General features: G+C 68.2%; 19 protein-coding genes. 8 read left to right on the top strand and 11 right to left on the bottom strand.

All coding sequences use genetic code 11. The features are described from left to right. Positions 1 to 127: 127 nt before the first annotated feature. Positions 128 to 316, top strand: a complete 189-nt coding sequence (locus J7E87_RS35480; protein WP_251018091.1) for a hypothetical protein — start codon at positions 128 to 130, stop codon at positions 314 to 316. Positions 317 to 330: 14 nt separating this feature from the next. Here the strand turns inward: J7E87_RS35480 and J7E87_RS27705 are convergent, their stop codons facing one another. From J7E87_RS27705 to nth, 3 genes are all read right to left on the bottom strand, one after another. Then, positions 331 to 1,530, bottom strand: coding sequence for a MarP family serine protease (locus J7E87_RS27705; protein WP_215097276.1), 1,200 nt, complete (start codon positions 1,528 to 1,530; stop codon positions 331 to 333). 113 nt (positions 1,531 to 1,643) lie between these two features. Next, on the bottom strand, positions 1,644 to 2,339 hold the full coding sequence (locus J7E87_RS27700) for a CoA pyrophosphatase (protein WP_374195239.1): 696 nt from the start codon (positions 2,337 to 2,339) through the stop codon (positions 1,644 to 1,646). Positions 2,340 to 2,409: 70 nt separating this feature from the next. Then, positions 2,410 to 3,252 (bottom strand): endonuclease III, encoded by an 843-nt coding sequence (nth, locus tag J7E87_RS27695; protein WP_215097274.1) that lies wholly within the window; start codon positions 3,250 to 3,252, stop codon positions 2,410 to 2,412. Between the two features lie 271 nt (positions 3,253 to 3,523). Between nth and J7E87_RS27690 the strand changes: the two genes are divergently transcribed. Beyond that, positions 3,524 to 4,198 (top strand): Crp/Fnr family transcriptional regulator, encoded by a 675-nt coding sequence (locus J7E87_RS27690; protein ID WP_215097273.1) that lies wholly within the window; start codon positions 3,524 to 3,526, stop codon positions 4,196 to 4,198. 122 nt (positions 4,199 to 4,320) lie between these two features. Here the strand turns inward: J7E87_RS27690 and J7E87_RS27685 are convergent, their stop codons facing one another. From J7E87_RS27685 to J7E87_RS27660, 6 genes are all read right to left on the bottom strand, one after another. Next, on the bottom strand, positions 4,321 to 5,205 hold the full coding sequence (locus J7E87_RS27685) for a prohibitin family protein (RefSeq protein ID WP_215097272.1): 885 nt from the start codon (positions 5,203 to 5,205) through the stop codon (positions 4,321 to 4,323). A gap of 88 nt (positions 5,206 to 5,293) precedes the next feature. Next, positions 5,294 to 6,124, bottom strand: coding sequence for an MBL fold metallo-hydrolase (locus J7E87_RS27680; protein WP_215097271.1), 831 nt, complete (start codon positions 6,122 to 6,124; stop codon positions 5,294 to 5,296). A 40-nt stretch (positions 6,125 to 6,164) separates the two neighbouring features. Then, positions 6,165 to 7,055 (bottom strand): NUDIX hydrolase, encoded by an 891-nt coding sequence (locus J7E87_RS27675; protein WP_215097270.1) that lies wholly within the window; start codon positions 7,053 to 7,055, stop codon positions 6,165 to 6,167. 70 nt (positions 7,056 to 7,125) lie between these two features. Beyond that, positions 7,126 to 10,068 carry a PQQ-dependent sugar dehydrogenase gene (locus tag J7E87_RS27670; protein WP_308313096.1) on the bottom strand — a complete coding sequence of 981 codons (2,943 nt, stop codon included), beginning with the start codon at positions 10,066 to 10,068 and terminating at the stop codon, positions 7,126 to 7,128. Positions 10,069 to 10,504: 436 nt separating this feature from the next. Further along, complete coding sequence (locus J7E87_RS27665) at positions 10,505 to 10,975, bottom strand: RidA family protein (RefSeq protein WP_215097268.1); 471 nt, start codon at positions 10,973 to 10,975, stop codon at positions 10,505 to 10,507. A 91-nt stretch (positions 10,976 to 11,066) separates the two neighbouring features. After that, entirely contained in the window at positions 11,067 to 11,228 is a 162-nt protein-coding gene (locus J7E87_RS27660) for a DUF4177 domain-containing protein (protein WP_215097267.1), read from the bottom strand. Positions 11,229 to 11,325: 97 nt separating this feature from the next. Between J7E87_RS27660 and J7E87_RS27655 the strand changes: the two genes are divergently transcribed. Together J7E87_RS27655 and J7E87_RS27650 are read left to right on the top strand one after the other, a co-directional pair. Next, positions 11,326 to 12,288 (top strand): ArsA-related P-loop ATPase, encoded by a 963-nt coding sequence (locus J7E87_RS27655; protein ID WP_215097266.1) that lies wholly within the window; start codon positions 11,326 to 11,328, stop codon positions 12,286 to 12,288. Then, positions 12,285 to 13,559, top strand: a complete 1,275-nt coding sequence (locus J7E87_RS27650; RefSeq protein WP_215097265.1) for an ArsA family ATPase — start codon at positions 12,285 to 12,287, stop codon at positions 13,557 to 13,559. The genes J7E87_RS27655 and J7E87_RS27650 overlap by 4 nt, the downstream gene beginning before the upstream one ends. A gap of 13 nt (positions 13,560 to 13,572) precedes the next feature. Here the strand turns inward: J7E87_RS27650 and J7E87_RS27645 are convergent, their stop codons facing one another. Then, complete coding sequence (locus J7E87_RS27645; protein ID WP_177149633.1) at positions 13,573 to 13,917, bottom strand: WhiB family transcriptional regulator; 345 nt, start codon at positions 13,915 to 13,917, stop codon at positions 13,573 to 13,575. Between the two features lie 394 nt (positions 13,918 to 14,311). Here J7E87_RS27645 and J7E87_RS27640 point away from each other — a divergent pair, with 394 nt between their 5' ends. Then, positions 14,312 to 16,540 carry a transglycosylase domain-containing protein gene (locus J7E87_RS27640; protein WP_215097264.1) on the top strand — a complete coding sequence of 743 codons (2,229 nt, stop codon included), beginning with the start codon at positions 14,312 to 14,314 and terminating at the stop codon, positions 16,538 to 16,540. Positions 16,541 to 16,628: 88 nt separating this feature from the next. Here J7E87_RS27640 and J7E87_RS27635 read toward each other — a convergent pair whose 3' ends face one another. Further along, a complete protein-coding gene (locus J7E87_RS27635; protein WP_215097263.1) occupies positions 16,629 to 17,093 on the bottom strand; it encodes a GatB/YqeY domain-containing protein in 465 nt (154 codons plus the stop codon). Positions 17,094 to 17,334: 241 nt separating this feature from the next. On the opposite strand from J7E87_RS27635, the gene J7E87_RS35475 reads away from it, so the two are divergent. The 3 genes from J7E87_RS35475 to J7E87_RS27625 all read left to right on the top strand — a co-directional run bounded on the left by J7E87_RS35475 (position 17,335) and on the right by J7E87_RS27625 (position 18,515). Continuing rightward, positions 17,335 to 17,532 carry a hypothetical protein gene (locus J7E87_RS35475; RefSeq protein WP_374195237.1) on the top strand — a complete coding sequence of 66 codons (198 nt, stop codon included), beginning with the start codon at positions 17,335 to 17,337 and terminating at the stop codon, positions 17,530 to 17,532. Beyond that, positions 17,529 to 17,858, top strand: coding sequence for a recombinase family protein (locus J7E87_RS36250; RefSeq protein ID WP_308313095.1), 330 nt, complete (start codon positions 17,529 to 17,531; stop codon positions 17,856 to 17,858). Before J7E87_RS35475 ends, J7E87_RS36250 begins: the two co-directional genes overlap by 4 nt. Before the next feature lie 192 nt (positions 17,859 to 18,050). After that, entirely contained in the window at positions 18,051 to 18,515 is a 465-nt protein-coding gene (locus tag J7E87_RS27625; RefSeq protein ID WP_215097262.1) for a hypothetical protein, read from the top strand. The last annotated feature ends 476 nt before the right edge of the window (positions 18,516 to 18,991 follow it).

Below are 18,991 nucleotides of genomic sequence, written 5' to 3'. Positions count from 1 at the left end.
GCTACGGCCCCGCCTTCCCATGCCTCCGAGAACGCTTGTACGACCAGCAGCCAAATGCCTGGCGCATAGGCCAATTGGCCGCCCCTGACGCGATTACCGACCTTGAGGCACGGGCAAACGTCGGGGTATGGGCTGGACGCACGACTACGGTGACGCAGCACGCAACCGCCGCTCGGCCAGTGGGCCGATCACCCACGAGAGAGGTGGCCCTCAGAGCGAGGGCCATGAGCATTCGGGGCAAGGGATGGGCATTCCCAACATCCTGAGGCGCCGGGCCCGCTGGGTCTCGGCGCGATTGCGGCATACCCGAAGCTGACGCCCGCTCCCTCGCTACAACGCGCATCCCTGGGTGTCGACCTGCTGGTTGGCGGTCAGGCCGACTGCGATGTCGTCGCGGATTTCGTCGACCGTCAGGGCGTAGCCGGTGTTCGGGTCGTCCAGTGACCTGGCGAAGATGACGCCGTACACCCTGCCGTCGGGCGTGAGCAGCGGACCGCCGGAGTTGCCCTGACGGACCGTCGCGAAGAGCGAGTAGACATCGCGCTGCACGGTGCCGCGGCGGTAGATGTCGGGGCCGTTGGCGTTGATCCGGCCGCGGACGCGGGCCGAGCGCACGTCGTACGAGCCGTTCTCCGGGAAGCCCGCGACGATCGCGCTGTTGCCGCTGCGGGCGTCGGAGTCGGCGAACTGGAGCGGCCGCGCCCTGAGGTCGGGTACGTCCAGTACGGCGATGTCGCGCTGCCAGTCGTAGAGCACGACCTTCGCGTCGTACAGCCTGCCCTCGCCGCCTATCTGCACGGTCGGCTCGTCCACGCCGCCGACGACGTGCGCGTTGGTCATGATCCGGCGGTCGGAGAAGACGAAGCCGGTGCCTTCGAGGACCTTGCCGCAGCTCTGCGCGGTGCCCACGACCTTGACGATGGACTGCTGGGCGCGGGCGGCCACCGGGCTGCCCGCGAGTGCCGGGTCCGGGGCCTTGACCTCGGTGATGGGCTCGTTGGCGAACGGGCTGAAGACCTGCGGGAAGCCGTTCTGCGCCAGGACGGAGGAGAAGTCCGCGAACCAGGTGTTCGCCTGACTGGGCATTACCCGGGAGACCCCGAGCAGCACCTTGGAGTTGCGGACCTCCTTGCCGAGCGTGGGCAGCGAGGTCCCGGCGAGCGCGGAGCCGATCAGCCAGGCGACCAGCAGCATCGCGACCACATTCACCAGCGCGCCACCGGTGGCGTCCAGGGCGCGGGCGGGTGACCAGGTGATGTGCCGGCGCAGTCTGTTGCCGAGGTGGGTGGTGAAGGCCTGGCCGACCGAGGCACAGACGATCACGAGTACGACGGCGATGACCGCGGCCGTCGTGGACACTTCCGAATCGTTCGTCAGTTGACCCCAGATGACGGGCAGCAGGTAGATCGCCACGAGTCCGCCGCCGAGGAAACCGATCACCGACAGGATGCCGACGACGAAGCCCTGGCGATAGCCGACGATCGCGAACCACACGGCGGCGACCAGCAACAGGATGTCCAGCACGTTCACCGTCATTAGCCTCGCTGATTCGTCGCCGGTTGCTCCGTCCGGCTGGGCTGGCCGCCCGCTGCCGAGCCGCCTTCAATGCCGCGCCCCGAGGGGCGCGGCACGGGGTCAGCCTGTCATGAGCGCCAGTCCAGCGGCACCTGCTTGGCGCGGTCCCATGGTCGTTCCCAGCCCGCGAAGTGCAGAATGCGGTCGATCACACCGGCGGTGAAGCCCCAGACCAGAGCTCCCTCGACCATAAACGCAGGTCCTGTGTGGCCGCTTGGGTGAACGGCCGTCGCGCGGTTGGCCGGGTCCGTGAGATCCACCACCGGCACGGTGAAGACCCGCGCGGTCTCGGCGAGATCCACCGCACCGACCGGGCTCGGGGTGCGCCACCATCCAAGTACGGGCGTGACGACAAAACTGCTCACCGGAATGTAGAGCCTGGGCAGCACGCCGAAGAGCTGGACGCCCGCAGGGTCGAGGCCGGTCTCCTCCTGGGCCTCGCGCAGCGCGGCACGCAGCGGCCCTGTGGTGGCCGGGTCGCCGTCCTCGGGGTCGAGCGCGCCGCCGGGGAAGGAGGGCTGCCCGGCGTGCGAACGGAGGCTGCCTGCGCGCTCCATGAGCAGCAGCTCGGGGCCCTCGGCGCCCTCGCCGAGCAGGATCAGGACGGCGGACTGCCGGCCGTGGCCGCTCTCGGGCGGCAGGAAGCGGCTGAGCTGCTGGGGCTCGAGGGTGTCCGCGGCGCGCACGACGGGGTCGAGCCAGTCGGGCAGGCCGTCGGTCGTGACGGCCACATCGCGGTCGTACGTCTCTTTTTCAGCGCGCATCATCGGCACCCCCTCATTCACAACGCCGTGGGGCGCCTGGATCGTTCCGTGCGTCGTACGACGCGCGAGGTCACTCGGTCGCCCCCAGAGGCAGAGCCGGTTTGCCCGGGTAGTCCGGGGGCGGGTTCAGGCGCTGGCCCGGCTGTCCGCCCATCTCGTACTTGAGCAGCTTTTGCGCCTTCACAGGGTCCGTCTCGCCCTCTCCGTACGAAGGGCAGAGCTGCGCGATCGGGCACGCGCCACAGGCCGGTTTGCGGGCGTGGCAGATCCGGCGGCCGTGGAAGATCACCCGGTGCGAGAGCATCGTCCACTCGCTCTTGGGGAAGATCGCGGCGATCTCGGCCTCGATCTTCACAGGGTCTTCCTGCTCGGTCAGCTTCCAGCGGCGCACGAGGCGCTGGAAATGGGTGTCGACGGTGAGGCCGGGCACGCCGAACGCATTGCCAAGGACCACGAACGCCGTCTTGCGGCCCACTCCGGGCAGCTTCACCAGGTCCTCGAGGCGGCCGGGTACCTCGCCGCCGAAGTCGTCCCGGATGACGGTCGCGAGTCCCATGATCGACTTGGTCTTGGCGCGAAAGAAGCCGGTCGGGCGGATGAGTTCCTCGACCTCTTCGGGATTCGCGGCGGCGAGGTCCTCCACGGTGGGGTACTTCGCGAAGAGCGCCGGCGTGGTCTGGTTCACCCTCAGGTCCGTCGTCTGCGCGGACAGGACCGTGGCGATCAGCAGCTCGAAGGGATTTCGGAAGTCGAGCTCCGGATGGGCGTACGGATAGACCTCGGCCAGCTCCCTGTTGATGCGGCGTGCGCGGCGGATCATCGCCAGCCGCGATTCCGGTTTGGGGGCTTTTGCCGCTTTCTTAGGGCCGGGCGAGGACTGTTCGCCCACAGCGGAATTCTGCTTTCCGGACACTCTCCCAGCCCCCTTGGCCTGCGCTCTCACCGGCGAATTGGATACCCGGTCAGCCTACGGGCCACCACTGACATCCGCCCCGGTCACTGGTAATCAGGACCCAATCGGGCCCCTGCCGTACGAACACGCGCTCCCGTGCGTCAAACTTGTTGTGACTGATCGCACGAATTTTTACTGCCGGGGGTCCGAGGGTTGTCCTCCGGACCAGCACAGCGTGGTCCGGCATCATGGGGGCCACGGTCCCCTGAGCAGGTCGACAAGGAGAGAACTCGTGGACGACGTTCTGCGGCGCGCCCCGCTCTTCGCGGCGCTCGATGACGAGCAGGCCGCGGAGCTCCGCGCCTCGATGAGTGAAGTGACCCTCGCCCGTGGCGATGCTCTCTTCCACGAGGGCGACCCCGGCGACCGCCTGTACGTGGTCACTGATGGCAAGGTCAAGCTCCACCGCACGTCCCCCGACGGCCGCGAGAACATGCTCGCCGTCCTCGGCCCGGGCGAGCTGATCGGCGAACTGTCGCTCTTCGACCCGGGGCCGCGCACCGCCACCGCCAGTGCGCTGACCGAGGTCAAACTCCTCGGCCTGGGCCACGGCGACCTCCAGCCCTGGCTGAACGCACGCCCCGAGGTGGCCACCGCGCTGCTGCGCGCGGTCGCCCGCCGACTGCGCAAGACCAACGACCAGATGTCCGACCTGGTCTTCTCCGACGTGCCGGGCCGCGTGGCCCGCGCGCTGCTCGACCTGTCGCGCCGCTTCGGCGTGCAGTCGGAGGAAGGCATTCATGTCGTCCACGACCTCACCCAGGAGGAGCTGGCCCAGCTGGTCGGCGCCTCCCGCGAGACGGTGAACAAGGCGCTGGCCGACTTCGCCCAGCGCGGCTGGCTGCGGCTGGAGGCACGTGCCGTGATCCTGCTGGACGTGGAGCGCCTCGCCAAGCGTTCACGCTGACTCGCGCCGATGTGCGCTTCCGAAGCGCACTGAGCAACTGACGTACGCGGCGGAAGCAGAAACCGCAGCGGAAAGGGCCGCCCCGGAGTCGACCGGGGCGGCCCTTTCACATGCGTACGACGTCAGTTCTTCGAGCCGTCGACGATCAGCGGGTTCCCGCTGCCGCCGCCGCACGGCACCGCGTACACCGGATGCTTCGCCGCGGCCTCCTTGAAGGCGTCGATGCACTGGTTGGTGAGCACCTTGTCGGTGAGGGACTCGTTCAGGATCTTGTTGGCCCTGGCGATGCCCTCGGCCTCGATCCTGCGGCGCTCGGCCTCCGCCTTCGCGGTGCGCGCCGCCTCCGTCGCCCGCTCCGTCGCCTGCTGCTGCTGGATCTTGCGGTCGATCTGGTCCTGCAGCCGGTCGGACGGCTTCACATTGCGCAGGTTGACAGTGGTGACGTCGATGCCGCGCGGGGCCAGCCGCTCCTTGATCAGGTCGGCGATCTCGCTGTTGATCTTCTCGCGGGCCGACGTGTAGCCCTCTTCGCTGGTGTGGCGGGCGAAGACGTTACGGATGATCTCGCGGCTGTCGGGGTAGACCAGCCGCTGCTGGATGGCGTCCTCGCTGCCGGCGAGCTTGTAGAGGTCGATGGCCTTGGCCGGGGTCACCGCCCACTTCACGGTGAGCTCCACGTACATCACACCGCCCTGCGAGGAGCGCACCTCGACCACGTCCTTGTCGGAGAGGTTGAGGTCCACCGGGCGGGTGGAGAACGTGGTGACGTTGGTAAACGGCGAAGTGAGGTTCACCCCGGAGTTCATGGGCGCGCCGACCTTGCCGAAGGTGACCGGGACGCCGACCTCGTAGGCGCTGACTATGTGCACACAGCTGGAGATCCCGGCGAACAGGCCGGCTATCAGCGCCCCGAGGGCGCCGAGCTTGAGACCGCGGCGCTCACTGCCGCGGGCCGCGAAATACATCACGGCCGCGGCGATGACGAGCACGATGAACAGGACAAACACGTGGTCCCCCCCAGGAACGGATGCCAGAAATAAGCGGAGCGTAAAGCATGGGTCAAGGCATCCGACGCCTGGGGGCCCGTGGGCGGTTTCAGATCAGGCCGTGCTCGCGCAGATACTCCAGCTGCGCCCGCACCGACAGCTCGGCAGCCGGCCACAGCGACCTGTCCACGTCCGAGTACACATGGGCGACCACGTCCGCCGGCGTGACATGGCCGGCCTCGACCGCCGTCTCCACCTGGGCGAGCCGGCTCGCCCGGTGCGCCAGATAGAACTCGACCGCCCCCTGTGCGTCGTCGAGTACGGGACCATGGCCCGGCAGCACCGTGCGCACCCCGTCGTCGACCGTCAGCGAGCGCAGCCTGCGCAGCGAATGCAGGTAGTCGCCGAGCCGCCCGTCCGGGTGCGCGACGATCGTCGTGCCCCGCCCCAGGATCGTGTCGCCGGTCAGCACGGCCCGGTCGGCGGGGAGATGGAAGCTGAGCGAGTCGGCGGTGTGGCCGGGGGTGGAGACGACGCGGAGCTCGAGCCCGCCGGTGGTGATGAGGTCCCCGGCCGCGAGCCCCTCGTCGCCGAGCCGCAGCGCCGGATCGAGTGCGCGGACCTTCGTCCGCGTCAGCTCGGCGAAGCGCACGGCTCCCGCGGCGTGGTCGGGGTGGCCGTGGGTGAGGAGGGTCAGGGCGACCCGCTTGCCCGCCTTCTCGGCTGTGGCGATGACGGCCTGGAGGTGTATCTCGTCCAGCGGCCCGGGGTCGATGACGACGGCGAGCTCGGAGTCCGGCTCGGAGACGATCCAGGTGTTGGTGCCGTCGAGGGTCATCGGGGAGGCGTTGGGCGCGAGGACATTGACGGCCCGTGCGGTGGCGGGCCCGGAGAGCACGCCCCCACGGGGCTGCCCCGGCAGGGCTGCGGCGTCGGTCATCGCACACCTCCGGTGTGGCGGCGGGACGGGGCGGCTTGAGTCATCGCTCGCCCTCCGCCGTGTTGCCGCCCCTCGCGCCCGTCGGCACGTGCTTGGTGAATTCGTCGTGACCCGGCCAGCTCAGCACCAGCTCCCCGCCCTCCAGCCGCGCCTTCGCCAGTACGGGAGTGAGATCCTGCTCCCCCGCCGCCGCCAGCGCCTGGGCTGCCGTTCCGTACCGCTGCAGCCCCCGCAGCGTCGAGACCGTCGGCGGCATCATCAGCAGATCGCCCTTGTCGTAGCCGGCCGCCGCGTCCGCCGGGCGGATCCAGACCGTGCGGTCCGCCTCCGTCGACGCGTTGCGCGTCCGCTGTCCCTCCGGCAGCGCGGCCACGAAGAACCACGTGTCGTAGCGGCGCGGTTCGAACTCCGGGGTGATCCAGCGCGCCCACGCGCCCAGCAGGTCCGAGCGCAGCACCAGGCCCCGCCGGTCCAGGAAGTCCGCGAAGGAGAGGTCCCGGTCGACCAGCGCCTTGCGGTCGGCCTCCCAGTCGTCGCCCGTCGTGTCGCCGACGACCGTGTCGGGCGTGAGGCCCGCAAGCAGGACGCCCGCCTCCTCGTACGTCTCCCTGACCGCCGCGCACACAATGGCCTGCGCCTCGGCCGGACCGGTGCCCAGCCTGGCCGCCCAGTCGTCCAGCGAGGGGCCCGCCCACCGCACCAAGTGGTCGTCGTCGCGCGGGTCGACGCCGCCGCCCGGATATGCGTACGCGCCTCCGGCAAAGGCCATGGAGGCGCGTCGGCGCAGCATGTGGACGGCGGGGCCGTCCGGCGTGTCGCGCAACAGCATCACGGTCGCGGCCCGCTTCGGCGATACGGCGGTGAGCTCACCGCTCGCGAGCGCACGAATCCGGTCCGGCCACTCCGGTGGGTACCACTGACCATGGGACATGGACGGATGCTATGCGCATCCGTCGGGATGTTCGAGGGGCGGCCAGGCACTCCGCCCCTCGAACCATCCGTCACGTACCGGCGTTGGAGTTGCCGCGCAGTTTCACATTCGCGGTACTCGCGTTCTTGATCGCCGTTTCGATCTGGGCCATGGACGACCCCGAGGTCAGCCCCGGCACGGTCGCCGCGTTCACCGCGTACAGCGTGAAGGTGTACGGGTGTGTGGAACCGCCCGGACAGGGTCCGAAGAACTTCTGCGCGTTGGCCCCGCTGCCCATGGCCTTCTGTTTCGCGCCCTCCTGCCCCGGGACGTCGAAGCCCGACCCGAGGCCCTCGGGCAGGGCGAGGTGCGCCGCCGGAATGTCCCAGATCGCCCAGTGCAGTTTGTTGCCGCCGTTCGCGACGTCGGCGAGGACGACCGCGTAGCTCCGCGCCCCGGAACTTCCCGCGCCCCAGGTCAGCGGCGGCGACGGATCCTGGCCCGCCGTGCCGTCCCCTGCGCAGGTGTACCTGGCCGGGATGGTGGCGTTGTCGTTGAAGGCGCTGCTGGTCAGCTTGAAATCTCCGGGCTGCGGGTTACCGCCCGAGTAGACGATGTCGATCAGCAGGATCCGGTCGTTGCCGTTCGTGCCGTCCTTGTCGGTCGACGTGGTGAGCCAGATGTCGCCGTCGTGGTCGACCTCGACCGTGCGCAGCCGGTCGTACGTTCCCTGGAAGTACGTCTTCTGCTCGACCAGGTTGCTGCTGGAGTCGATGCGCAGCCGGTAGACGCGCTCGCCCCTCGTCGTCGCGACGAAGACATGATCGTTGATGATCGTCAGGCCGCTGGGTGAGGCCGATGCGGTCGACCAGGTCTTCTTCGGCGCTATATAGCCCGAGCAGTCACCGGCAGTGCCCTCGCAGTTGGGCCAGCCGTAGTTGCCGCCCTTCTGGATGAGGTTGACCTCGTCCATGTTGCTGTTGCCGAACTCCGCCTGCCACAGCCGGCCCTTGGAGTCGAAGTCGAGCCCCTGCGGGTTGCGGTGACCGAGCGACCAGACGGCGTTGCCGAACGGGTTGTCCGAAGGGATGGAGCCGTTTTGGTTGATGCGGAGGATCTTGCCGTTCAGGGAGTTCTTGTTCTGCGCCTGGCTGCTGCTCTGGGCGTCACCCATGGATGCGTACAGCTTGCCGTCCGGGCCGAAGCGCAGCCGTCCGCCGTTGTGGAAGCGGCTCTTCTCCATGCCGTCGAGCAGGACCGTGTAGCCGCTCAGGGCGTTGTTCTCCAGCTTCATCCGCGCGAGGCGGTTGCCGTCCGAGGAGGTGTGCAGGAAGTACAGATAGTGGTCGGTGTTGAAGCTGGGGCTGATCTCGATGCCCATCAGGCCGCCCTCGCCGCCTGTGGTCTGGGAGTTGGGCACCTTGCCGAGGAGGGTCTTCTGGCCCGCCTTGGTGAGCTTGTAGACGTTGAAGGTGTTCCGCTCGGTGTAGACGCCGGTGCCGTCGGGCAGGAAGCCCAGTCCCCAGCCGACGTCCACTCCGCCGGCGAGGGTCGAGACATTGCCGGGGTCGGGGACACCGCCGGGCTGGCTGCCGCCGGTGGTGACGGTGATCTCCGGGCTGAAGGCGGACCTGTTGCCCTTCAGGTCCAAGGCCCTGACCTTGAACTTGTACGCCGTGCTGGCCTTCAGACCCGCGATGGTCGTGGAGGTCGAGTCGGCGGTTCCGGCGGCCGCGCCGTCGCGGTGGATCTCGTAACCGGTGACCTTCACATTGTCCGTAGAAGCGTTCCAGGCGAGATCGACGCTGGTCGCGGTCTTGCCTGTGGAGCGCAGGCTGCCCGGGACGCTCGGCGGCTCGTTGTCCGGCGGGGCGGGCAGCGTGGCGATGGTGACGGCGTTGCTCGCGGCCGAGACATTGGCTGCCGCGTCACGGGCGAAGACGGTCCAGTCGTACGAGGTCTCCGGGCCGAGGTTCTCCACCGTGGCGGCGAGCGTGTTCTCGTCGACCTGCTCCATCAGCTGGCCGTGCTGGTAGATGTCGTAACCGGTGACCCTGACGTTGTCGGTGGACGCGTCCCAGGCCAGTGAGACGGTGGACGCCGTCGGTTCCTTGTCCTTGCGCAGGTTCCCGGGGGGCGTCGGCTTCTCGGTGTCGGCCGGGCCGTTCGCGGTGACCGTGAGCTTGTCCAGGTTGGGCCCGTCGCCCGCTGCCGTGGTGGCGCGGACCTTGTTGGTACCCGCCTTGAGGGCCGCGCTGACGCTGACGGTCTTCCAGGTGGTCCAGGCTCCGGTGCCGGGGAAGGCGAGGTCGTCGGCCACCGAGGCGCCGTTCACGGTGATGTCCAGCGGGCGGCCTGCGGTGGTGCCGTTGGCGTAGCGGAAGTCCAGCTTCGAGGCCGCGGCCTGCGCGGAGTCGACGGTGAACTCCACATACGCGCCCGTCACGGCCTGGAAGTTGACGAATCCGGTGCCGGAGTGGCCGGCATGGTTGGACTCGACGGCGCCCTGGGAGACCGTCCCGGACTCGGCCTCGTAGTCCGTGCCTGCCTGGCCGTCGGCGGGTGTGACGTCGATGAAGTCGAGGTTGGGGCCGCCCTCGGCTGCGCCGGCGGTGGCCCGGACGGTGTTGGCACCGGCCTTGAGCGTGACCGTGGTGGCGACGGAGGACCAGGTGGTCCAGGCGTCGGTGGGCTGGAAGGCCACGTTGCGGGCGGCGACGGCTCCATTGACGGAGATGTCCAGCGGGCGGTTCCCGGTGGTGCCGTTGGCGAAACCGAGCGCCAGGGTGGCGCTGCCCGCCGCCGGGGCGTTGACGGTGAACTCCACATAGCCACCGGCGACATTGGCGTAGTTGACGAAACCGGTGCCGGAGAAGCCGGCGTGGTTGGACTCGGCGGCGCCCTGCGAGATGGTCGCCGCTTCCGCTTCGTAGCGGACGGGTGCGGCCTTGACGACCCCTGCCTTTGCGGACGCCTTTACGGATGCCTTTGTGGGGGCGGCGGGCTGGGCGTTGCTCAGGGTCGGTAAGGCCACGGTTAACGCTGCGGTGGCCGCAGCCACGAGAACGCCGATCGCTCTGCGCGACCGACGGGGGATTGGTGCCACGGATCCCTCCCACTTTCGTTGGGGGACGAGGGAGATGGGTACGTACGGCAGTTCAGATGGTTAGGAAACATTCCTAACCATGGACAGATCACACCAGCCGACGCGTCCACGTCAAGAGCGCTGCAAGGGATTGCCACAGACGAACAAAGCCCCGCGCCCGCCGGAGAATCGGCAGGCACGGGGCCATATGCAGGCTGACCGGCGGTTCAGTCCCGAGGGCTCGGTCCGGCAGTTCAGTCCAGTCCGGCGGTTCGGTCCCGGGTCAAGTCCTGGGGTCCGGTCCCGGAGGCTCGGCCACCGATCCGGCACCAGGGTCCAGTCCCGGGGTTCTCACAGGGGCAGTCCCGTAATCCGGTCCCGGGGTTCAGTCCTGGACGAGCTCCACCTGAATCTCGACCTCGACGGGAGCGTCCAGCGGCAGCACCACGACGCCCACCGCGCTGCGCGCGTGCACACCCTTGTCGCCGAACACTGCGCCCAGCAGCTCGCTCGCGCCGTTGAGCACGGCGGGCTGGCCGGTGAAGTCCGAGGCCGAGGCGACGAAGCCGACAACCTTCACAACTCGCGCGACCCGGTCCAGATCGCCGACGACCGACTTCACGGCGGCCAGCGCGTTCAGCGCACAGATGCCGGCGAGTTCCTTGGCCTCCTCCGGCGTGACCTCGCCGCCCACCTTGCCGGTGACCGGAAGCTTGCCCTCCACCATCGGGAGCTGGCCCGCGGTGTAGACGTACACACCCGAGACCACAGCCGGCTGATACGCGGCAAGCGGCGGCACGACCTCAGGCAGCGTCAGCCCGAGCTCGGCGAGCTTCGCGTCGACGACACCGCTCATGCCCCTGCCCTTTCGATCGCTTCTCCGCCCACGCGGCGCAGAGGTGCAGGCATCGTGTTCGACTGCGGCCCGGCAGCCGTGCGTGCGTCGCTCACGGGGTCTTCTCCCGCTTCAGGTACGCCACGAGCTGCTCGGGGTTGTTCGGCCCGGGAACGACCTGGACGAGATCCCAGCCGTCCTCGCCCCAGGTGTCCAGAATCTGCTTGGTCGCGTGCACGAGAAGGGGCACGGTCGCGTATTCCCACTTGGTCATGGAGCCGACTGTAGTCGCACCGAAGGGCAGCCCGCGTGACGCAGCCCGCAGGCAGCCTCGTGCGTAGGCGGCGGCCCGACTGGTTAGGCTCGAATACGTGAGCAGGTTCCAGGTCGTCAGCGGCAAGGGCGGGACCGGTAAAACGACGGTCGCCGCCGCTCTCGCGCTCGCCCTCGCGACGGAGGGAAAGCGGACACTCCTCGTCGAGGTCGAGGGGAGGCAGGGCATCGCGCAGCTCTTCGAGACGGAAGCGCTTCCGTACGAGGAGCGGAAAATCGCCGTCTCCTCGGGCGGCGGCGAGGTGTTCGCGCTGGCCATCGACGCCGAGCGCGCGCTCCTCGACTACCTCCAGATGTTCTACAAGCTGGGCAGCGCGGGTCGTGCCCTCAAGAAGCTCGGCGCGATCGACTTCGCGACGACCGTCGCACCCGGTGTGCGGGACGTACTTCTGACCGGCAAGGCCTGTGAAGCCGTACGCCGCAAGACGAAGCAGGGGACGTTCGCGTACGACTACGTGGTGATGGACGCCCCGCCCACCGGCCGCATCACCCGTTTTTTGAACGTGAACGACGAGGTGGCGGGCCTGGCCAAGTTCGGCCCGATACACAATCAAGCCCAGGCCGTGATGCGTGTCCTCAAGTCCCCCGAGACGGCCGTCCATATGGTGACGCTGCTCGAGGAGATGCCGGTCCAGGAGACCGCCGACGGCGTCGCCGAGCTGCGCGCCGCCGACCTCCCCGTCGGCAAGGTGATCGTGAACATGGTGCGCCCGCACCTCCTCGACGAGGAGGCGGTGCGCAGTGCGGCGGGCGACCGGCGCACGGACATCGCCAAGGCGCTCACGACGGCAGGCGTCAGCGGCGCGGCGAAGCTCGTCACACCGCTCCTGGAGCAGGCCGCCGACCACGCCCAGCGTGTCGAGCTGGAGCGCGAGCAGCGGGCGGCGCTGTCCGGCCTCGACCTGCCCGCGTACGAACTCCCCCTGCTGAGCGAGGGAGTCGACCTGGCCGGGCTCTACCAACTGGCGAAGGAACTTCGAAAGCAAGGGAACGGCTCATGACCCTGGACGCGTCCGCCGCTCTCGAGATCGACCCGCTGATCGACGACCCCGCCACCCGGATCATCGTGTGCTGCGGGGCCGGCGGCGTCGGCAAGACGACGACCGCGGCGGCTCTTGGCGTACGGGCGGCTGAGCGCGGCCGCAAGGTCGTCGTCCTCACCATCGACCCGGCCCGCAGGCTCGCCCAGTCCATGGGCATCGACTCCCTCGACAACACCCCGCGCCGGGTCAAGGGCGTGGAGGGAGAGGGCGAACTGCACGCGATGATGCTCGACATGAAGCGGACCTTCGACGAGATCGTGGAGGCGCACGCGGACGCCGAGCGGGCCCGCTCGATCCTGGAGAACCCCTTCTACCAGTCCCTGTCGGCCGGTTTCGCGGGCACGCAGGAGTACATGGCGATGGAGAAGCTGGGCCAGCTGCGCGCCCGCGGCGAGTGGGACCTGATCGTCGTCGACACCCCGCCGTCGCGTTCCGCGCTGGACTTCCTGGACGCGCCCAAGCGCCTCGGTTCCTTCCTGGACGGCAAGTTCATCAAGGTGCTGGTGGCCCCGGCGAAGATGGGCGGCCGGGCGGGGATGAAGTTCCTCAATGTCGGCATGTCGATGATGACCGGCACGCTCGGCAAACTGCTCGGCGGTCAACTCCTGCGGGATGTACAGACTTTCGTGGCCGCGATGGACACGATGTTCGGCGGATTCCGCACCCGGGCCGACGCCACCTACCGGCTGCTGCAGGCCCCCGGTACAGCGTTCCTCGTGGTCGCGGCGCCGGAGCGGGACGCGCTTCGGGAGGCGGCGTACTTCGTGGAGCGGCTGGCGGCGGAGGAGATGCCGCTGGCCGGTCTGGTCCTCAACCGGGTTCATGGCAGCGGCGCCGCCCGGCTGTCGGCCGAGCGGGCGCTTGCCGCGGCAGAAAATCTTGACGAGGGCCGCATTGTGGATCAGAGGCACGGGAAGGCTGGTGTGCGTGACGCCGCGGCCGCCTCTCCCGAATCCCCGCCCGTGGCCCACACCGATGCCGTGGATCACACGGATGCCATCGATCACACCACAGAACAGCTGACGTCAGGTCTGCTGCGCCTGCACGCCGAACGGATGCAGGTGCTCGCGCGCGAACGGCGAACGCGCGACCGCTTCACCGCGCTCCACCCCGAGGTGGCGGTGGCCCAAGTGCCCGCGCTGCCCGGCGATGTACACGATCTCGCCGGCCTGCGGGCCATCGGTGATCGGCTCGCGACCGGTGGTCCTGCTCCGGCCGGAGCTTCGTAGCACAACGGCAGAGCTAGCCCACCGCCGCGTACGTCTCGTATGTCTCGTCGTCGTCGAGGCCCACGGGCAGGATGCCCGCGCTGCGCTCGTACTCCGTACGCGCGGTCTCGAGCAGTCTGCGCCAGGAGGTGACCGTGGGACGCCTGCGCAGCAATGCGCGCCGCTCCCGCTCGGTCATACCGCCCCATACGCCGAACTCGACGCGATTGTCGAGGGCATCGGCAAGGCACTCGGTCCGCACCGGGCAACCGGTGCACACCGCCTTGGCCCTGTTCTGCGCTGCCCCTTGTACGAACAGTTCATCCGGATCGGTAGTGCGGCAGGCTGCCTGCGCACTCCAGTCGGTTACCCAGCCCATGCCGGCGCCGTCCTCTCCCGAATCGAGGCTCCCCCACGGCGGCAGCGGCATATTCACCGCTGCCAGTTGAGGACGTTACGGAAGGTGGGCACAGCGCAACACCCCCTTCGGGCCCAATCTTGAATGGCCCGAACGGACTATGCGTACGCGGCAGATCACCCAGGGGAGTGAGCTGAGGGCATACACGGCTATCCCGACAAAGCGGGATAGTTCAGTTGGGTCACAGCGGACGTCGAACGACGCATGGGGCGGAATCGGACAAGGGCCCGCCAGATTCGGGTACAGCGGGAGTGGTGGGGGGTCTTGATGCAGAACCGCACTGCTGTGACAGTTGAGAGCAGCTTAGGCCAAGGCCTGTACGCGTGTCCGGCGAATGAGAACGTAGGCTGCCCCCATGCCAAAGAAGCGCTCCGGAGGTCTGAGCGGGACCCAGCAGGCCGCCAAGTTCCTCGGTGTCAGCGTGCTCTCCGGAGCGGTGCTGGCAGGCATCGCCCTGCCCGCCGCCGGCGCGCTGGGGCTCGCCGCCAAGGGAACGGTCGAGGGATTCGACGAGATCCCCGCCAACCTGAAGACGCCGCCGCTCAGCCAGCGCACCTCCATCCTGGACTCGAAGGGCGGTCGGATCGCCACGGTCTACTCCCGTGACCGCACGGTGGTGCCGATCAAGGACGTCTCCCCGTACATGCAGAAAGCGATCGTCGCGATCGAGGACTCGCGCTTCTACGAGCACGGCGCGATCGACCTCAAGGGCATCCTGCGCGCGCTGAACCGCAACGCCCAGACGGGCGGCGTCTCCCAGGGCGCCTCCACCCTCACCCAGCAGTACGTGAAGAACGTCTTCGTCGAGGAGGCCGGCGACAACCCCGACAAGGTCGCCCGGGCCACCCAGCAGACACTCGGCCGCAAGATCCAGGAGCTCAAGTTCGCGATCCAGGTCGAGGAAGAGCTGGGCAAGAAGAAGATCCTTGAGAACTACCTCAACATCACCTTCTTCGGGCAGCAGGCGTACGGCATCGAGGCGGCGTCCCAGCGCTACTTCTCCAAGGCGGCCAAGGACCTGAAGCTGGAGGAGGCGGCGATGCTCGCGGGCATCGTCCAGTCCCCCAGCCGCTACGACCCGGTCAATGACGCGCAGGAGGCGACCAAGCGCCGCAACATCGTGCTGCAGCGCATGGCCGAAGTCCGCGACATCACGGGGGCGGAAGCCGAGCAGGCGATGGCGACCCCGATCAAGCTGAAGGTCAGCAAGCCGAAGAACGGCTGCATCACGGCGGTCAACGGTTCGGGCTTCTTCTGCGACTACGTACGCGAGGTGTTCCTCTCCGACCCGGTCTTCGGGAAGACCCCGGAGGCCCGGGCCAAGGTCTGGAACCAGGGCGGTCTGACGATCAAGACGACGCTGGATCCGCAGGCACAGCGGTCGGCGCAGCAATCGATCAAGAAACACGTCCGCCAGACCGACAATGTCGCCACCGCGGTGACGATGGTCCAGCCCGGCACCGGCAAGATCATGGCGATGGGCCAGTCCAGGCCGTACGGCTTCGGCAAGACCGAGACCCAGATAAACTACTCGGTCAACAGAGGCATGGGCGGCTCGAACTACGGCTTCCCGGTCGGCTCGACCTTCAAGCCCTTCGTCGCCTCGGCGGCCATCGAGCAGGGCAAGCCGCCGACGCAGATGTATCCGGCGCCGTACCAGATGCCCTACCCGTCGTCGATCCCGACCTGCAGCGGAAAGCCGTGGGTCAACCTCGACAACAAGCAGCGCCTGGAGAACGAGAACAAGGCCGAGGTCGGTCCGTACGCCCTCAAGGAAGCGATGGCGAAGTCGGTCAACACCTACTTCGTGCAGATGATCGGCGAGATCGGTCTGTGCCCGGTCATGGAGATGACCCAGAAGCTCGGCGTGGTGCAGGGCAACGGGAAGAAGCTCCCCGAGGAGCCCTCCCCGCTCACCCTGGGCTCCACCGGCATCTCGCCGCTGACCATGGCCAACGCGTACGCGACCTTCGCCAACCGCGGTACCTACTGCACCCCGACCGCCATCGAGTCCATCAGTACGGCCGACGGCAAGAGCCTCGAGGTGCCGGCTTCCACCTGCGGCAAGGCCATGACCGAGCGGACGGCCGACACCATAAACACACTCCTGCGCGGAGTGGTCGACTCCGGTACGGGTCAGCAGGCCGGTCTCCAGAGCCGTGACAACGCGGGCAAGACCGGTACGACGGACGGCCGGAGGAACGCCTGGTTCGTCGGCTACACCCCGAACCTGTCCGGGGCTGTCTGGGTCGGCAGCCCCAGCCAGCAGGTGAAGATGGAGAACATCACCATCGGCGGTCAGTTCCACGCCAAGGTGTTCGGCGGTCAGGTCCCCGGACCGATCTGGAAGGACGCGATGACCGGTGCCCTGGACGGGCAGCCCGCTCCCGCGTTCAACAGCGTCGTGATCCCGGACCCGCCGAAGAAGGACGACAAGGGGAAGCCGGGCGGCAAGCCCGGCGACAACCGCGGCCAGACCAATGGCGGGCAGCAGCCGTGGCCCGGGATCTCGATCCCGCCGGACCTGATCGGTGGCGGTAACAACCGCGGCCAGGGGAACGGCGGCGGCGGCAACTGGCCGTAGGACGGTTGCCGCGCGGAGGATTTCGCGCGCACAGGACACGATGAGGGGGACCCGGCCGGTGGCCGGGTCCCCCTTCTCGTAACCTCCGTCAGCCCGCGAGGAGCTGCTTCACCACGGCGGCCACCCGGCCGCCCTCGGCGCGCCCCGCCACCTTCGGGTTCACGATCTTCATGACGGCACCCATGGCGCGCGGGCCCTCGGCGCCGGCGGCCTTCGCCTCCTCGACGGCCTGCGCGACGATCGCGCCGAGCTCGTCGTCGGTCAGCTGCTGCGGCAGGTACGCGTCGAGCAGCACGCCCTCGGCCTGCTCCCGCTCGGCCTGCTCGGGACGGCCTCCCTGAGCGAAGGCTTCGGCGGCCTCACGGCGCTTCTTCGCCTCCTTGGCGATCACCTTCTGCACCTCGTCGTCGGAGAGCTCGCGGGCCGTCTTGCCCGAGACCTCCTCCTTGGTGATCGCGGCGAGGGTCAGCCGGAGCGTGGCGGAGCGCAGTTCGTCGCGCGCCCTGATCGCCGCGGTGAGGTCTTCCTTCAACTTGGACTTGAGCGTAGTCATAACTTCTTCATAGCCTTTTCTCATGGACCCGGTCAACGAGGATTCGCAGGTCAACGACGACTCGGAACGGCTCCGCAGGCTGGCCCGAATAGCCGGGTCGTAGCGGGAAAAACGCAGTCGTACCGACTGGACAGGGGAACCGGCGGCCATCTACTGCCGGATTTCGCACGTCAAAGACGACGATCAAACCGGTGTCGACCGACAAGAGCGTATCTGCCGTGACATTGCGCAGCGTCTCGGTGTGACGGTCGATCAGCACATGGTCTTCGTGGACAACAACCGCTCGGCGTGGCAGCGCAATCGGCAGCGGAAGGGTGGGATGCCCTACTGCCGCACGGTCCTCCAGATCGCTTACGACAACAGCATCAACCTGCACGGTCAGGCAAACCAACGGGACCTTGCCGACCCGACGACCGGTTCTTCCTGCGCATCGAGGTGACGCACGCTTGCAGGTCCAGCGACGACACCTCCCGACGACTCAAAGACGCACTGATCGACCGCGCCCAGGACGGCAAGCCGCACACCGGGAAACGGCGGTACGGCTACGACAAGAGCGGCACGGCCATCATTCCCGCAGAGGCCGAGATCGTGCGCGAGATTTTCTCCCGATATCTGGACGGGCAGACGACCACAGCCATCGCTGTGGACCTCAATCGGCGGGGAGAGTCGACCGCCCTCGGCGGAGAGTGGAACATGGAACACCTGGAACGTGCGGGCGATCTTGGACAGCCGCCACGTAGCCGGCATCCGCGTGTTCCGGGGTGAGGAGCTGGGCCGGGGAGACCCCGATCGGGCAATTGCGGGCAGGCGAGGAGTCAGCCCGATTCGCGGCCGGCGTAAGGGGCCATGATCTCTCGCCCCATGGCAGCTCCCGCCCAAAGCCGTTCCACCGACCTCGATGTACCGTGCGGCCGACACATGGCCTGAGTACCTTGGGGCACCGGCCGAGGGGGAAACGTGAAGTATGCAGTCGTTGAGCAGCAGGGGCAGGGAATCTACTGGCACGACCCCAGCCCCTACGTCGCCAAACTTCCCGAGATCCTGCCGACACTCCCTCCTGGGGCACGTGCCTTCGTTTCGCACCATGAGCACTACGACTTCTCAGCGCCCCGCTGCGTGAAGGACCTGAGGCCCCAGGCGCTGCCTCCCGCTGTCGACCTACCGGAGCAGTACGAGATCCGTTTTGCCTGGTCAGGGTGCGAGGACGACGTCCTCACGATTCGCTACAGCGGTGTCAGCAGCGTTGAGATCACGGCTGACGATGGCGGCCCCGTCGAACCATCGGACTTCAACACCGTGCGCCTGGACGAAGTCCTGCCACACGAAGCCGGATGCAGCCATGAGCTGAGGCTCACAAGCGGCACGGTGCGGATCGTGTGCGCGGATCTCACGGCAGAGTGGGCACCGACCATCGCTGAGTGAGGCGTGCCCCTTCCGTGCTCGATCAAGCGGGGAACACCGAGGAACAGCGGGCACCCATGGGAAAGGCAAGAGAACGACCCCTGACCCAGTCTCCCTGGTCAGGGATCGTTTCACCTGGCGGTGGGTGTGGGATTTGAACCCACGGTGACTCGCGCCACGACGGTTTTCAAGTTCGTCTTCCCGGCTTCAACGCGGCAGATCGAGATGGGCGAGCAGACGCATGACACCGGCGAGATGATCGAGTTCGTGCCACAGCGCTGTCACGTTCTCGGGGCTGCGCCGCACGAGCGCGACTATCTCGGCGACGTCATCACTGACCTGTCCGCAGTCAAGCTGCGCTGCCGGCACCTTGCTCATATCGAAAGCGGCCGCAAGGTCCACATTCCAGTAGAGGTCCACGGGCACCTCGGTAAGGTCCACCTGATCGCCGAACCGGCGTTCCGCCTCGTCCAGGAGTACGGAACAGGCCCGGCGAA

It is taken from the genome of Streptomyces sp. ISL-1 (assembly GCF_018614585.1).
GTDB classification, from domain to species: Bacteria; Actinomycetota; Actinomycetes; order Streptomycetales; family Streptomycetaceae; genus Streptomyces; species Streptomyces maoxianensis.
The sequence above is the reverse complement of the archived record's forward strand: the minus strand, read 5'-3'. Positions and strand labels throughout refer to the sequence as shown.